The organism is Saccharopolyspora dendranthemae (assembly GCF_007829955.1).
Taxonomy (GTDB): Bacteria; Actinomycetota; Actinomycetes; order Mycobacteriales; family Pseudonocardiaceae; genus Saccharopolyspora; species Saccharopolyspora dendranthemae.
Map to the genome: position 1 here is coordinate 415,461 of NZ_VIWX01000006.1, position 13,983 is coordinate 429,443.

Sequence of the window (13,983 nt, forward strand, 5' to 3'; positions counted from 1 at the left end):
CCCGCGGCTCAGACCCGACGACGCTTCGGCGGGCGGCAACCGTTGTGCGGCTGCGGGGTCACGTCCTGGATGGTGCCCACCTCGAGGCCTGCGGCCTGCAGCGAGCGGATCGCCGTCTCGCGGCCCGAACCCGGACCCTTGACGAAGACGTCGACCTTCTTCATGCCGTGCTCGGCGGCCTTGCGGGCCGCGTTCTCGGCGGCCATCTGCGCGGCGAACGGGGTGGACTTGCGAGAGCCCTTGAACCCGACGTGGCCGGCGGATGCCCAGCTGATCACCGCACCGGTGGGGTCGGTGATCGACACGATCGTGTTGTTGAACGTGCTCTTGATGTGAGCCTGCCCGTGGGCAACGTTCTTCTTTTCCTTGCGCCGCACCTTCTTGACGGCGCCAGCGCGAGCCTTGGGTGGCATAGCTTTAGCTTTCTCCTAGCGAGGCTTACTTCTTCCCGGCCTTCTTCTTGCCGGCGACCGTCTTCTTCGGCCCCTTGCGGGTACGCGCGTTGGTCTTCGTCCGCTGCCCGTTGAGGGGCAGGTGACGACGGTGGCGCACACCCTCGTAGCAGCCGATCTCGATCTTCCGGCGGATGTCGGCCTGGACCTCGCGTCGGAGGTCACCCTCGACCCGGTAGTTCTCCTCGATGAAGTCGCGCAGCTTGGTCAGCTGCTCGTCGTCGAGGTCACGAGGCTTCGCGTCGGGCGAGACGCCGGTGCCGGAGAGAATCTCCTGGGCCCGGGTCTTGCCGACTCCGAAGATGTAGGTGAGCGCGATCTCCATGCGCTTTTCGCGCGGGAGGTCGACACCAACGAGCCGTGCCATGTCGGCTCCTTCTCCTTTGTCAGTCCAGGTCTGCTCCCTCGCCGCCCCCGCACATTGGGTGCGGAGCCCCGGCCTGGTCCGGAGGTCAATCGGCTCAACTCACGAGCCGACAGGTCGAGGGAGTTCTTCTCGATGTCGTCTGCGACCGAAGTGGTCTGCGATCAGCCCTGACGCTGCTTGTGTCGGGCGTTGTCGCAAATCACCAGGACTCGTCCGTGACGACGGATGACCTGGCACTTGTCACAGATCTTCTTCACACTCGGCTGGACCTTCACGGTCGTGCTCTCCTGTTGGACGCGTGTCCGGGTCGCCCCGAACACCGTGGAGGTCACTTGTAGCGGTAGACGATGCGCCCACGGGAGAGGTCGTACGGCGAGAGCTCCACCACAACCCGGTCCTCGGGGAGGATTCGGATGTAGTGCTGGCGCATCTTGCCACTGATGTGCGCGAGGACCTTGTGGCCGTTTTCCAACTCGACACGGAACATCGCGTTGGGAAGCGGCTCGATCACCCGACCCTCGACCTCAATGGCCCCGTCCTTCTTGCCCATGTCCTCCGCGTTTCGTGACGGTGACGGATTGCGGGGCTCGAAGCCCCTGCCACGCGCGCCGGAGGCCCCGACACGCATGACCGACACACGCGGGATCCGATTCGAAATACCGATGAACACCCGATCCGGATACTCTGTGGAAAGAGTCGCGCGGACGGACACCCGAGCACAACGAACCGGCGCCACTCGTGCGCCGATAGTCCATCGTACGCGCAGCCGGATGAGCGCTACACATCGGGGCTGCTCACGGCGCGTTCAGCGCCATCGGAGGCTTGCGCTGATCTTCGCGCGCTCACTACTTTCGACCACATACTCGACTCGACACCGGCGTCGAGGCGCGCCCACCCCGGAAACCCGAGGAGCAGCGTGACAGCCCAGCAGCAGCCCACCGGCCGCCCGGTGCAGGCGTTGACCGGCAAGCTGTCCGAATACCGGACCTTCTTCCAGACCGCGATGCACAACCCGCGCATGGTCGGCGCCGCCACCCCTACCTCGTCGGCCGTGGCGGCCACGGTCGCGCAGGTCGTGCCCAGCACCGGCAACCCGACCGTGGTCGAGCTCGGCCCCGGCACCGGATCGCTGTCCGACGGCATCCACTCCCGCCTGCCCCGCGGCGCCCGTCACCTCGGCATCGAGCTCGGCGCGGACCTGGTCGCGCACCTGCGCGAGCACAAACCGTGGCTGGACGTCGTCCACGGCGACGCCGGTGACCTGATCTCCGTGCTGTCCGAACGCGGGATCGACCAGGTCGACGCGGTCGTCAGCAGCATCCCGTGGTCGCTGCTGGACGACGAGCTCCAGGGCCACATCCTCGGCCAGGCGGCCAAGGCCCTCACGCCGAACGGCGCGTTCACGGCCCTCACGTACCTGCCCGCGGAGCGCACCCGCAACGCGCGCCGCTTCCGCGAGCGGCTGCACGAGACCTTCGACGAGGTCCTCACCCACACGACCTGGCGGAACTTCCCGCCGATCCTGCACTACATCTGCCGCCGCCCTCGGGTCTGACCACCCCGACAACCGGGTACTTCAGGCAAAAGCCCGGGATCGGTCGATGTCGAGCGCCGATTGCGGACCGGTTACGGTCGGGCGGCGTCAAACCCGGGGAGGGGCAGGAGAGCCGTGAACAGATCACGCGAGTACCTGATGTTCGTGGGACGTGCCGTCCAGAACCCGTCCAAGGTGGGCGCAGTGCTGCCGACCTCGGAGCACGTGGCCCGCGCGGTCGCCGACGTGGTGCCCAGCGGCGGTCCCAGCACCGTGCTGGAGCTCGGTCCCGGCACCGGTGCGCTCAGCGAACCGATCCGGCGGCGCGTCGCACCGGGCTCCCGTCACCTGGCCGTGGAGATCGACCCGGAGTTGGTGCGCTTCCTCAACCGCACCAAGCCCTGGCTCGAGGTCATCGAAGGAGACGCTTCCGACCTGCGCAAACTGCTGGCCGAAGCCGACGTGGACCAGGTCGACGCGGTGATCAGCTCGATCCCGTGGACCCTGCTGCCGGGCGACAAGCAGCGGGAGCTCCTCCGCGAAGCGGCCTCGGTGATGAGCCAGGACGCGGTGTTCACCACGGTCACCTACCTGACGACCCTCTGGCGGACGCAGACCAAGGAGTTCATCGACGCCCTCGACGACACGTTCGACGAGGTGTTCCCCCGCAGCGCAGTCTGGCGCAACGTGCCTCCGGCTCGCGTCTACGCCTGCCGCCGCCCCAAGGGCTGACTCTCGACGACGTCAACCCGGATCGGGGCCGGGCCGTTGAGGGCCTTGATGACCAGCGGATTCGCCGGTCAGGCCTCGTCCGGGGCGGTGAGGACCCAGGGCCCCTCTTCGGTGATGGCCACCGTGTGCTCCCAGTGGGCCGCGCGGGAGCCGTCGGCGGTGACGACGGTCCAGGCGTCGTCGAGCTCCTCGGTCTCCGCGGTGCCACCCGTCAGCATCGGTTCCACCGCCAGCGCCATGCCCACCCGCAGCTTCGGGCCGCGACCGGGCTTGCCGAGGTTGGGCAGGAACGGCTCCATGTGCATCTGGGTGCCGATGCCGTGGCCCCCGTACTCGGCGATGATGCCGTAGTCGCGTCCGTCGGTGGCGGCAGCGGACAGCGCCGCGCCCTCCACCGCGTGCGAGATGTCGGTCAGGCGGTTGCCCGCGCGCACCTTCTCGACGCCGGCCCACATGGACGCCTCGGTCGCCGCGGACAGCGCCCGGTCGGCCTCGCTGATCTCGCCGATGGCCAGTGTGACGGCGGAGTCGCCGTGCCAGCCGTCGAGGATGGCGCCGCAGTCGACCGACAGCAGGTCGCCCTCGGAGAGGACCTCGCGCACCGACGGGATGCCGTGCACGACCTTCTCGTTCAGGGAGGCGCAGATCGAGGCGGGGAAGCCGTGGTAGCCCTTGAACGAGGGCACGGCGCCGGCTTCGCGGATGACCTGGTCGGCGACGGCGTCCAGCTCACCGGTGCTCGCTCCGGGCACGGCCTTCTCCCGGACAGCGGCCAGCGCACGCGCGACCACGAGCCCGGCGGCGCGCATCGCCTCGATCTCACCGCGCGACTTGAGCTCGATGCCCTTCCCCCGACGCAACAAGGCACTCACCTTCGAAGTATTGCTGGATGATGCCGGGTTTCGCCCGGCGAATGAAATGCAACGGCCGGCCACCATCGGTGACCGGCCGCGGGCAAGCTCACTGGTGGCTGCGCAGTGCTTCCAGCGCGCGGCCGGTGATCTCCTCGATCGAACCCAAGGCGTCGATCTTGAGGACCTTCTCCCGGTAGTAGCCCAGGATGGGTTCGGTCTCCTCGTGGTACACCGCGAGACGGCGGCGGATGACGTCCTCGGTGTCGTCGGAGCGGCCGCGCGCCAGCATGCGCTTGACCAGCTCCTCCTCCGGTACGTCGAACTGCACCACCGCGGTCAGCTCGAGGTGCTTCTCGCCGAGGATGCCGCCGAGGACCTCGGCCTGCGCGGTGTTGCGCGGGTAGCCGTCGAGCAGGAAGCCCTGAGCGGCGTCCTCGTCGCCGAGCCGGTCGCGCACCATCTCGTTGGTGACCTCGTCCGGCACCAGCTCACCGGCGTCCATGTAGCTCTTGGCCTTCTGGCCGAGCGGCGTGGAGTTGCCGATGTTCGCGCGGAACAGATCTCCGGTGGAGATGTGCGGCACACCGAGCTTCTCGCTGAGCACAGCCGCCTGGGTACCCTTACCGGCTCCAGGCGGGCCGACGAGAACCAATCGCACCAAGGGTCTGCCTCCGAATCCTCACCATCGCGCGCCAACTGCTGACGAGCTACGCGGCGCCGCCCCGTACAACGGCGCTGCGATCCCAACCACCCTACGCATGGACGAGGGGCGGGCGAACACGCCCATGCGGAACTCCTCGCAAGGGCAAGCACGCTGGTCCGGGCGTGTTCAGCACACGCCCGGACGCTCCATTTTACCGGAGGAAACCCTCGTACTTGCGCTGCGTGAGCTGGCTCTCGATCTGCTTCACCGTGTCCAGGCCGACGTTGACCATGATCAGCACCGCGGTGCCGCCGAACGGGAAGTTCTGGTTCTGGCCCTGACCACCGGTCAGGCCCAGGAAGAACATCGGCAGGATGGCCACGATGCCCAGGTACAGCGAGCCGGGCAGGGTGATGCGGGAGAGCACGAAGCTCAGGTACTCCGCGGTCGGGCGACCGGGTCGGATACCGGGGATGAAGCCGCCGAACTTCTTCATGTCGTCCGCCCGCTCTTCCGGGTTGAACGTGATCGACACGTAGAAGTAGGCGAAGAAGATGATCAGCAGCATGTACAGCAGGATGTGCACCCAGCTGGCCGGATCGACGATGTAGGTCTGCAGGAAGCGCGACCACCAGCTGTCCTGGTTGCCCGCGAGCTGACCGATCAGCTGCGGCAGGTACAGCAGCGACGAACCGAAGATGACCGGGATGACACCCGCCTGGTTCACCTTCAGCGGCAGGTACGTGGACGTGCCGCCGTACATCCTGCGGCCGATCATGCGCTTGGCGTACTGCACCGGGATCCGGCGCTGCGCCTGCTCCACGAACACCACCGTGGCGATGATCGCGACCGCGAACAGGCAGACCATGGCGAAGACCAGGCCACCGTGCGAGTTCAGGATGTTGCCGCCCTCGGCGGGGATCCGCGAAGCGATCGAGGTGAAGATCAGCAGCGACATTCCGTTGCCGATACCGCGCTCGGTGATCAGCTCGCCCATCCACATCAGGACGGCCGCACCGGCGGTCATGACGACCACGATCGTGATCAGGTTCAGCACGGAGTCGTCCGGGATCGGCGAGACCGAGCAGCCCTGGAACAGCTGCCCGCGCACCGCGAGCGCGACGATGCCGGTGCCCTGCAGGACCGCCAGCGCGATCGCGAGGTACCGGGTGTACTGCGTGAGCTTGGCCTGGCCGGACTGGCCTTCCTTCTTCAGCTGCTCGAAGCGCGGAATGACCACCTGCAGCAGCTGAATGATGATGCTCGCCGTGATGTAGGGCATGATGCCCAGCGACAGCACCGAGAGCTGCAGCAGCGCGCCGCCGCTGAAGAGGGTGAGGAGTGAGTAGACACTTTCTGAGCCGCTGCCTTGGATCTGCTCGATGCACTGCTGAATGTTGGGGTACGACACACCGGGCGACGGGATCGTCGCGCCGAGTCGGTACAGCACCACCATTCCCAGCGTGAACAGGATCTTGCGGCGCAGGTCCGGCGTTGCCAGAGCCGAGCGGAAGGCGCCGAGCACGCGAACCTCCTGTACGCGAGCCGGTCGGAACCGGCCGGAAAACAAGCGGCCGGCTTCGCCAGCCGGCACGGCGGGAAACTCCATGGACAAGGCCGTGGTCTCCCACGGCACTACCGCGCGACTTTAGCAGGCCGCGAGGCGGATACGGACAGCGACCGAACCCTCACGACGATCAACGTTTCGCAACATCGTCGCCAAGCAGCGGCAACCGCGCCCGTTCCGGCGCGGTTGCCGTTATTCCCAGCGTGACCTGCGGTGTTGCTCGAAGACCAGCGCCACAACCGATCAACCGCAGTTGGCCTGCTTTTCTTCCTCGGTCATCGCGCGCGTCGATTGGGTGATCGTTCCGCCCTGGTCGTCGGCCGGGCCGCTGGCCTCGAAGTCGTTGACGTACCAGATGTAGTGATCGTAGAACTTGTCCTCGAAGTGCAGCTCGTAAGTTCCCTTCGCCTTCTGCATCTTCGGACCGTGGTAGACCTGCCCGACCTCACCTGGACGCACAGTGATGAAGGTCGTCTGCGACTCGGTGTGCTCGGATCGCCACTCGTGGCCGTAGGTCGCCTTGAAGGCCACCTTGAACACCTCGCCGAAGCTGGTGCCCATCGACAGGCCCACGCTGTTGCTCTCCGCGGTGCTGTCGGACCAGGCGACGCTCATCATCTGCTCCTTGTCGGTGCAGTTGAACACCGGAGCGCCGACCTCCTCGGAGGTGTTCTGGTAGTACTCCACCTCGCCGGCGGGGTGGAAGACGCAGCTGTCGGTGCCGTTGTCGCACTTCTCCAGCAGCTCTCGGACCGTGGGCTCCTCCGCCGCCGTGGCCGGCGGGGCCATCAGCAGCGCCGCCCCGACCACCGACGCGCAGCTCGCCGCGATGCGCTTCATCATCGAGTTCCTCTCGATCAGCTTGCCCTGGGCCGGTTCCCGCCGGGATTCGCCGGCGGTCACGGGCAGGCGTCCACTTCTTCCTGGGACATGTCGCGGGAGTGCTGGCTGACCGCGGTCGAGGAGTCCTCCGCGGGCCCGGTCGCCTCGAAGTCGTTGACGTACCAGATGTAGTGGTCGTGGAACTTGTCCTCGAAGTGCAGCTCGTAGGTGCCGCGCACCTTCTGCATCTGCGCGGCCCGCTCGACCCAGCCGACCTGGTGGGAACCGGTGTCGACGAAGGTCGACTGCGACTCGGTGTGCGATTCCTCCCAGGTGTGCTGGAAGGTCTGCTCGTAGCTGACGGCGAAGATTTTGCCGAAGCCCGCTTCCGTGGTCATCGACAGGCCGACGCTGTTGCTCTGCGACGTGGTGTCCGACCAGGTGACGTTGTGCCGCTGGTCGTCCGGCGTGCAGTTGTAGACGGGATCGCCGACCTGCTTGGTGTCCGCGGTGAAGTACTCCGGCTCGCCGGCCGGGTGGAACACGCAGCTGTCGGTGCCGTTGTCGCACTTCTCCAGCAGCTCTCGGACCGTCGGGTCCTCCGCTGCGCTGACTCCCCGGGCGTTGATGACGCCCGCGTCCTCGGCGTTGGCCGTGGCGGGGACGGCCAGCGCGCCGAGCACGCTCGCCGAGGCCACCAGAGCGCGGATCGTTCGTGCCTGCATCGCGAGATCCCCTCAGCTCAGACCGACGGACTGGGTGCGGTCGTTCATCATCGAACCGACATCGGGCGTGTTCTCCTTGAACGGCCCGTCGCGCTCGCCGCCCAGGTCGGGCTCGGGGTACAGCCACACCCAGCAACCGCCCCACGGCTGCACCGAGGAGACGACGTCCTTCCAGTCGTCGGGCAGGTTGATCTGGAAGTTGACGACGCCGTCCTTCTCGCACATCCCCGAGCCGTAGACGGTGAAGCTGCCTCCGCCGTAGTTGGGATCGGCGAACAGCGTGGCCTGGATGACGTCTCCGCGGTCGTCCCTGGGGCTCGCGGTGGCCTCGGCCAGCGTGGTGAAGCACCGGGTCTCACCGGTGCTGAAGTGATAACTGCAGTGCTCTCGTGGCGGCGCCGCTTGTTCCCCGGCCTGCGCGACCGCTGCTCCGGGGACGACCGCGGCCAACACCGCGACGACCATCAGGACGGCTCGCCGTCCCACCTGTCGTGGTCGCATATGCCGTCGCTCCTCCCTCGCTCTTCCAGCGCCGTCCGGGTGAAACGGCGAGGACAAAGCTAGGGAGACCTGTGACAGGGGCAACACCATCGAAGAGGCGCCGCGCGAACCCACCTTCGCTTGACACTCTTCAGTGGATCTTCTTCGGCTGAAGAGAGGGCTCGGCGTTCGGACATGTCGCCGCGCGATCATCGCGATCTGGCTAAGTGAACTGCCAAGGGTGATGCTGCGAACGCACACCGTATCGCGTCCGTGAAACTGTGGGAATCACCAAAATACAAGAAGGACCCGCCATCCCGGTTGGATGGCGGGTCCTCTCGTTGAACTGGCTCAGCGCTCGAGCTTGGTGACCGTACCGCCGGCGGCGGTGATCTTCTCCTGAGCGCTGCCGGTGAAGGCGTGAGCGGTGACGTCGAGCTCGACGCCATCCAAGTCCCCGTCGCCGAGGACCTTCACCAGCTCGTTCTTCTTGACCAGGCCCTTGGCGACGAGCTCGTCGAAACCGACGGTGCCGCCCTCCGGGAACGCCTGGGCCAGCTTGCCGAGGTTCACACCCTGGTACTCGGTGCGGAAGCGGTTCTTGAAGCCGCGAAGCTTCGGGAGCCGCATGTGGATCGGCATCTGCCCACCCTCGAAACGAGGGGAGACGGTCTTGCGGGCCTTGGTGCCCTTGGTACCGCGGCCGGCGGTCTTGCCCTTGGAGCCCTCACCGCGGCCGACGCGGATCTTGTCGCGCTTGGCACCGGGAGCCGGACGCAGGTCGTGCAGTTTGATGACCATGTCAGTCGACCTCCTCGACCGTCACGAGGTGACGGACGGCATTGACCATGCCGCGCACGTTGGAGTCGTCCGGGCGAACCACGGACTGACGGATCTTGCGCAGGCCGAGGCTGCGCATGCTGTCGCGCTGGTTCTGCTTGGTGCCGACCAGCCCGCGCACCTGAGTGATCTTGAGCTGTGCCATGACGATCAGACCCCCTGCCCGGCGGCACGCGCACGCATGATGAACGCCGGAGCGACATCTTCCAGCGGCAGGCCACGGCGAGCCGCGACCTCCTCCGGACGCTGCAGCTGCCTCAGGGCGTCCACCGTGGCGTGCACGATGTTGATCGGGTTGTCCGAACCCAGCGACTTGCTCAGCACGTCGTGGATACCGGCGCACTCCAGGACCGCGCGCACCGGGCCACCGGCGATGACACCGGTACCGGCACTGGCCGGACGCAGGAGCACGACGCCGGCGGCGTCCTCGCCCTGCACGGGGTGCGTGATGGTGCCGCCGAGGCGCGGGACGCGGAAGAAGTTCTTCTTCGCCTCCTCGACGCCCTTGGCGATGGCCGCGGGAACTTCCTTGGCCTTGCCGTAGCCGACACCGACCATGCCGTCGCCGTCGCCGACGACGACCAGCGCGGTGAAGCTGAAGCGCCGGCCACCCTTGACGACCTTCGCGACGCGGTTGATGGTCACGACACGTTCGAACTGCGGGGTCTTCTCTTGGGCCGCCCCGCCACGGCCGCCGTCGCGGCGGTCCCGGCGGTCCTTGCCGCCGGACTCCCCGCCGCCTTCACGCCGAGTGCGTCCAGGCATCAGGCGTCCCTTCCAGTCTCGTTCTTACGCACTTGTCAGAACTCCAGTCCGCCGTCACGGGCGGCGTCGGCCAGTGCGGCCACGCGACCGTGGTAGGCGTTGCCACCCCGGTCGAACACGACCTTCTCGACACCGGCGTCCTTGGCACGGGCGGCCACGAGCTCGCCGACCTTGGTGGCCATGGCCTTCTTGTCGCCCTCGAACCCGCGGAGCTCGGACTCCAGGCTCGTGGCCGACGCGACCGTGAGGCCCTTGGTGTCGTCGATGACCTGCGCGGTGATGTTCCGCAGAGACCGGGTGACGACCAGACGCGGGCGCTCGGCGGTGCCCAGGATCTTCTTCCGGAGGCGCGTGTGACGCTTGGCGCGGGAGAGCCGACGCTTGGTCGAGATGTCCTTGCCAACCGGCTTGCGCTTGGTAGCTGTCTCGCTCATGGTCACTTACCCGTCTTTCCGACCTTGCGGCGGATGGTCTCACCCGCGTACCGGACACCCTTGCCCTTGTACGGGTCGGGCTTGCGCAGCTTGCGGATACGAGCCGCGATCTCGCCGACCAGCTGCTTGTCGATGCCCTTGACCGAAAGCTTGGTCGGGCCGTCGACCGCGAACTGAATGCCGTCCGGCGGCTCGATCACGATGGGGTGGCTGTAGCCCAGGGAGAACTCGAGGTTCGATCCCTTCTGCAGCACTCGGTAACCGACGCCCTGGATTTCCAGATCCTTCTGGTATCCCTGGCTGACGCCGATCACCATGTTGTTGACGAGGGTCCGGGTCAGCCCGTGCAGCGACCGGCTCTCCCGCTCGTCGTCGGGGCGCTTGACCAGCACCGCACCGTCCTCGTCACGCTCGACGAGAATCGGTTCGCGGACCTGGTGTGCAAGTTCGCCCTTGGGGCCCTTCACGGTCACCGCCTGGCCGTCGATGTTCACCTCGACGCCGGAGGGGACGGTGATCGGCAGCTTTCCGATGCGCGACATAGCCGCTCCTCCTCCCTTACCAGACGTAGGCGAGGACTTCCCCGCCCACGCCCTTCTTCATGGCCTGCCGGTCGGTCACGAGACCGCCGGAGGTCGAGATGATGGCGACGCCCAGACCACCGAGAACCTTGGGCAGGTTCGTGGACTTGGCGTAGACCCGCAGACCGGGCTTGGAGACCCGGCGCAGGCCGGCGATGCTCCGCTCGCGGTTCGGGCCGTACTTGAGCTCGACGACGAGGTTCTGGTGAGTGTCCCCGTCCTCGACGCGGGAGCCGGACACGTAGCCCTCCCGCTTGAGGATCTCGGCGATGTTCGCCTTCAGCTTGGAGTGCGGCATCACGACCTCGTCGTGATACGCAGAGTTTCCGTTGCGCAGACGCGTCAGCATGTCTGCGATCGGATCGGTCATCGTCATGACCTGCTCAACCTTTCTCGTCTGGTTCCGATGAGCCCGGACCGGTCACGCCCTGCGGACGGACGTCTGGGCTCTGGCCTGGACGAAGTTCGGGGCCTCCCGCCACGGTGGCGGGGCCCTGTTCTAGTCGGGCGCAAGCACGGCTCGCGTGCGGAGCGTGGGCATCAGCCCTGGTAGCGCCTGCTTCAGGGTAAGGGGCGCCGGATCAGACCGGGCAACCGGGACCCTGAAGCAGGCGAGCAATCACCAGGAAGACTTGCTCACGCCGGGCAGCTCGCCCGCGTGCGCCATGTCGCGGAAGCACACGCGGCACAGACCGAACTTGCGGAACACCGAACGCGGACGCCCGCACTTCTGGCAGCGGGTGTAGCCGCGAACCTTGAACTTCGGCTTCTGGGCCGCCTTGATGACCAGCGCCTTCTTCGCCATCGCTCAGTTCTCCTTGAACGGGAAGCCCAGGTGCTTCAGCAGCGCCCGGCCCTCTTCATCGTTGGTGGCAGTGGTAACGACGGTGATGTCCATACCCCGCGGGCGGTCGATGTTGTCCGGGTTGATCTCGTGGAACATCGACTGCTCGTTGAGGCCGAACGTGTAGTTGCCCCTGCCGTCGAACTGCTTCGGCGAGAGACCGCGGAAGTCACGGATGCGCGGCAGCGCGATGGTGACCAAGCGGTCCAGGAACTCCCACATGCGGTCGCCGCGCAGGGTGACCCGCGCACCGATCGGCTGGCCCTCGCGCAGCTTGAACTGCGCGATGGACTTGCGGGCCCGACGGACCTCGGGCTTCTGGCCGGTGATCGCGGCGAGGTCGCGGACCGCGCCCTCGATCAGCTTGCTGTCCCGCGCGGCGTCGCCAACACCCATGTTGACCACGACCTTGACCGCGCCCGGCACCTGCATGACGTTGGAGTAGGTGAACTCCTCGTTCAGGGCCTGGCGGATCTCCTCGCGGTACCGGGTCTTGAGCCGGGGGACGATCTTCTCAGCAGTAGTCATGATCAGATGTCCTTACCGTTGCGGCGCGAGACGCGAACCTTCTTGCCGTCCTCGTCGATGCGGTGACCGACACGGGTCGGCTTCCCGTCCGAGTCCACGACCATCACGTTGCTCACGTGGATCGGGGCTTCCTGGGTGACGATGCCGCCGGACTGGGCGCCACGCTCGGTCCGGGAGACCTTGGTGTGCTTCTTGATCCGGTTGACACCCTCGACCAGGACCCGCTGGGCGTCCGGCATGGCCTTGATGACCTTGCCCTTGGCGCCCTTGTCCTTTCCGGAGATGACGACGACCGTGTCGCCCTTCTTGATCTTCATGATCACAACACCTCCGGCGCGAGCGAGATGATCTTCATGAACTTCTTGTCGCGCAGCTCTCGGGCCACCGGCCCGAAGATGCGGGTGCCCCGCGGCTCGCCGCCCGGCTTCACCAGGACGGCGGCGTTCTCGTCGAACCGGATGTACGAGCCATCCGCGCGACGCCTTTCCTTCTTCTGCCGGACGATGACGGCCTTGACCACATCGCCCTTCTTGATTCCGGCTCCGGGGATGGCTTCCTTGACGGTCGCCACGATGATGTCCCCGAGGCCCGCGTAGCGCCGGCCCGACCCACCGAGGACACGGATCGTGAGGATCTCCTTGGCCCCGGTGTTGTCGGCGACGCGAAGTCGCGACTCCTGCTGGATCACGTATGACTCCTGACCCTAAGTGCCCGGACCTTGCGCCCGGACACACTCTGGCGTGCCAAATTGCCGACCTGACACGCGCGGTCAACTTCCACAAGCGAAACGGCCGGTCGTTGATCTCGCCGACGACCGGCCGGTCCACCGTGTCGCTCTGGGGAACCACCGCAGCGCGGGAGCGCCCCAAAACGGTTGATTACTTGGCCTTCTCGACGACCTCGACCAGTCGCCAGCGCTTGCTGGCCGACAGCGGCCGGGTCTCCATCAGCACCACCCGGTCGCCGATACCGGCGGTGTTGGCCTCGTCGTGCACCTTGACCTTGGTGGTCTGACGCATGACCTTGCCGTAGAGGGCGTGCTTCTTGCGGTCTTCCAGGGAGACCACGATCGTCTTGTCCATCTTGTCCGAGACGACGTAGCCCTCACGCACCTTGCGGCTGTTGCGCTCCACGCCCTGTCCTTTCTCACTCATGCCGCGCCCTCCTCAGCACCTTCGGCGTTAACCGTCAGGCCCAGTTCGCGCTCGCGCATGATGGTGTAGATCCGGGCGATGTCCTGTCGGACGACGCGCAGCCGCCGGTTGTTCTGCAGCTGACCAGTGGCCATCTGGAACCGGAGGTTGAACAGCTCTTCCTTCGATTCCTTCAGCCGCTGCACGAGCTCCTCGTTGTCCAGCTCGCGGAGCTCGGATGCGGTGACACCCGCTGCCATCAGAAGTCACCACCCTCGCGGGACACGATCTTGCACTTCATCGGGAGCTTGTGCGCCGCACGAGTCAACGCCTCGACCGCCGTCTTCTCGTTCGGGAAGGTCAGCTCGAACATGATGCGTCCGGGCTTGACGTTGGCGACCCAGGACTCCGGCGAACCCTTACCGGAACCCTGACGGGTTTCGGCGGGCTTCTTCGTCAGCGGGCGGTCCGGGAAGATGTTGATCCACACCTTGCCGCCACGCTTGACGTGCCGAGTGATGGCGATACGGGCCGACTCGATCTGACGGTTGGTCACGTAGCCGTGCTCGATCGCCTGAATGCCGTACTCGCCGAAACTGATCCGGGTGCCACCCTTGGCGAAGCCCTTACGCTTCGGCGCGTGGCTCTTGCGCCACTTCACCCTGCGTGGGACGAGCACGTC

General features: G+C 66.6%; 25 protein-coding genes. 2 read left to right on the forward strand and 23 right to left on the reverse strand.

Annotated elements, in window-relative coordinates; translation table 11 throughout:
• Positions 1 to 8: 8 nt before the first annotated feature.
• From rpsK to infA, 4 genes are all read right to left on the reverse strand, one after another.
• Entirely contained in the window at positions 9 to 413 is a 405-nt protein-coding gene (rpsK, locus tag FHU35_RS26420; RefSeq protein ID WP_093414154.1) for a 30S ribosomal protein S11, read from the reverse strand.
• Between the two features lie 25 nt (positions 414 to 438).
• Positions 439 to 819 carry a 30S ribosomal protein S13 gene (gene rpsM, locus FHU35_RS26425; protein WP_145744538.1) on the reverse strand — a complete coding sequence of 127 codons (381 nt, stop codon included), beginning with the start codon at positions 817 to 819 and terminating at the stop codon, positions 439 to 441.
• Between the two features lie 161 nt (positions 820 to 980).
• A complete protein-coding gene (rpmJ, locus tag FHU35_RS26430) occupies positions 981 to 1,094 on the reverse strand; it encodes a 50S ribosomal protein L36 (RefSeq protein ID WP_093414693.1) in 114 nt (37 codons plus the stop codon).
• Between the two features lie 53 nt (positions 1,095 to 1,147).
• A complete protein-coding gene (gene infA / locus FHU35_RS26435) occupies positions 1,148 to 1,369 on the reverse strand; it encodes a translation initiation factor IF-1 (RefSeq protein ID WP_009948665.1) in 222 nt (73 codons plus the stop codon).
• Positions 1,370 to 1,735: 366 nt separating this feature from the next.
• Here infA and FHU35_RS26440 point away from each other — a divergent pair, with 366 nt between their 5' ends.
• Both FHU35_RS26440 and FHU35_RS26445 read left to right on the forward strand, forming a co-directional pair.
• The gene (locus tag FHU35_RS26440) at positions 1,736 to 2,374 is read left to right on the forward strand and encodes a class I SAM-dependent methyltransferase (RefSeq protein ID WP_246110588.1); all 639 of its coding nucleotides are present in this window, start codon (positions 1,736 to 1,738) and stop codon (positions 2,372 to 2,374) included.
• A 114-nt stretch (positions 2,375 to 2,488) separates the two neighbouring features.
• A complete protein-coding gene (locus FHU35_RS26445; RefSeq protein WP_246110589.1) occupies positions 2,489 to 3,085 on the forward strand; it encodes a class I SAM-dependent methyltransferase in 597 nt (198 codons plus the stop codon).
• Between the two features lie 68 nt (positions 3,086 to 3,153).
• On the opposite strand, the gene map is transcribed toward FHU35_RS26445, so the two are convergent.
• The 19 genes from map to rplP all read right to left on the reverse strand — a co-directional run bounded on the left by map (position 3,154) and on the right by rplP (position 13,980).
• On the reverse strand, positions 3,154 to 3,948 hold the full coding sequence (map, locus tag FHU35_RS26450; protein WP_186459638.1) for a type I methionyl aminopeptidase: 795 nt from the start codon (positions 3,946 to 3,948) through the stop codon (positions 3,154 to 3,156).
• 97 nt (positions 3,949 to 4,045) lie between these two features.
• Positions 4,046 to 4,600: an adenylate kinase gene (locus FHU35_RS26455; RefSeq protein ID WP_186459628.1), complete on the reverse strand. Its 555-nt coding sequence runs from the start codon at positions 4,598 to 4,600 to the stop codon at positions 4,046 to 4,048.
• Positions 4,601 to 4,793: 193 nt separating this feature from the next.
• Complete coding sequence (secY, locus tag FHU35_RS26460) at positions 4,794 to 6,107, reverse strand: preprotein translocase subunit SecY (protein ID WP_145744542.1); 1,314 nt, start codon at positions 6,105 to 6,107, stop codon at positions 4,794 to 4,796.
• A gap of 285 nt (positions 6,108 to 6,392) precedes the next feature.
• Entirely contained in the window at positions 6,393 to 7,052 is a 660-nt protein-coding gene (locus tag FHU35_RS26465) for a hypothetical protein (protein WP_246110590.1), read from the reverse strand.
• A complete protein-coding gene (locus tag FHU35_RS26470; protein ID WP_145744544.1) occupies positions 7,049 to 7,696 on the reverse strand; it encodes a hypothetical protein in 648 nt (215 codons plus the stop codon). Before FHU35_RS26470 ends, FHU35_RS26465 begins: the two co-directional genes overlap by 4 nt.
• A gap of 12 nt (positions 7,697 to 7,708) precedes the next feature.
• Positions 7,709 to 8,197 (reverse strand): hypothetical protein, encoded by a 489-nt coding sequence (locus FHU35_RS26475; protein WP_145744547.1) that lies wholly within the window; start codon positions 8,195 to 8,197, stop codon positions 7,709 to 7,711.
• A gap of 330 nt (positions 8,198 to 8,527) precedes the next feature.
• Positions 8,528 to 8,977, reverse strand: coding sequence for a 50S ribosomal protein L15 (gene rplO, locus FHU35_RS26480; protein ID WP_145744549.1), 450 nt, complete (start codon positions 8,975 to 8,977; stop codon positions 8,528 to 8,530).
• A 1-nt stretch (position 8,978) separates the two neighbouring features.
• A complete protein-coding gene (gene rpmD, locus FHU35_RS26485; protein ID WP_145744551.1) occupies positions 8,979 to 9,161 on the reverse strand; it encodes a 50S ribosomal protein L30 in 183 nt (60 codons plus the stop codon).
• 5 nt (positions 9,162 to 9,166) lie between these two features.
• Positions 9,167 to 9,781, reverse strand: coding sequence for a 30S ribosomal protein S5 (gene rpsE / locus FHU35_RS26490; protein WP_145744553.1), 615 nt, complete (start codon positions 9,779 to 9,781; stop codon positions 9,167 to 9,169).
• 35 nt (positions 9,782 to 9,816) lie between these two features.
• Entirely contained in the window at positions 9,817 to 10,215 is a 399-nt protein-coding gene (gene rplR / locus FHU35_RS26495) for a 50S ribosomal protein L18 (RefSeq protein ID WP_145744556.1), read from the reverse strand.
• Positions 10,216 to 10,217: 2 nt separating this feature from the next.
• Complete coding sequence (gene rplF, locus FHU35_RS26500) at positions 10,218 to 10,757, reverse strand: 50S ribosomal protein L6 (protein ID WP_145744559.1); 540 nt, start codon at positions 10,755 to 10,757, stop codon at positions 10,218 to 10,220.
• 16 nt (positions 10,758 to 10,773) lie between these two features.
• Entirely contained in the window at positions 10,774 to 11,172 is a 399-nt protein-coding gene (rpsH, locus tag FHU35_RS26505; protein ID WP_145744561.1) for a 30S ribosomal protein S8, read from the reverse strand.
• Positions 11,173 to 11,415: 243 nt separating this feature from the next.
• Positions 11,416 to 11,601, reverse strand: coding sequence for a type Z 30S ribosomal protein S14 (locus FHU35_RS26510; RefSeq protein ID WP_145744563.1), 186 nt, complete (start codon positions 11,599 to 11,601; stop codon positions 11,416 to 11,418).
• 3 nt (positions 11,602 to 11,604) lie between these two features.
• Positions 11,605 to 12,168 carry a 50S ribosomal protein L5 gene (gene rplE / locus FHU35_RS26515; protein ID WP_145744566.1) on the reverse strand — a complete coding sequence of 188 codons (564 nt, stop codon included), beginning with the start codon at positions 12,166 to 12,168 and terminating at the stop codon, positions 11,605 to 11,607.
• A gap of 2 nt (positions 12,169 to 12,170) precedes the next feature.
• The gene (gene rplX, locus FHU35_RS26520) at positions 12,171 to 12,485 is read right to left on the reverse strand and encodes a 50S ribosomal protein L24 (protein ID WP_145744568.1); all 315 of its coding nucleotides are present in this window, start codon (positions 12,483 to 12,485) and stop codon (positions 12,171 to 12,173) included.
• Between the two features lie 2 nt (positions 12,486 to 12,487).
• Positions 12,488 to 12,856 carry a 50S ribosomal protein L14 gene (gene rplN, locus FHU35_RS26525; RefSeq protein ID WP_145744570.1) on the reverse strand — a complete coding sequence of 123 codons (369 nt, stop codon included), beginning with the start codon at positions 12,854 to 12,856 and terminating at the stop codon, positions 12,488 to 12,490.
• A gap of 190 nt (positions 12,857 to 13,046) precedes the next feature.
• A complete protein-coding gene (rpsQ, locus tag FHU35_RS26530) occupies positions 13,047 to 13,322 on the reverse strand; it encodes a 30S ribosomal protein S17 (protein ID WP_145744573.1) in 276 nt (91 codons plus the stop codon).
• On the reverse strand, positions 13,319 to 13,561 hold the full coding sequence (gene rpmC, locus FHU35_RS26535; RefSeq protein WP_145744575.1) for a 50S ribosomal protein L29: 243 nt from the start codon (positions 13,559 to 13,561) through the stop codon (positions 13,319 to 13,321). Before rpmC ends, rpsQ begins: the two co-directional genes overlap by 4 nt.
• Positions 13,561 to 13,980 (reverse strand): 50S ribosomal protein L16, encoded by a 420-nt coding sequence (gene rplP, locus FHU35_RS26540; RefSeq protein WP_132624366.1) that lies wholly within the window; start codon positions 13,978 to 13,980, stop codon positions 13,561 to 13,563. Before rplP ends, rpmC begins: the two co-directional genes overlap by 1 nt.
• Between the last annotated feature and the right edge of the window lie 3 nt (positions 13,981 to 13,983).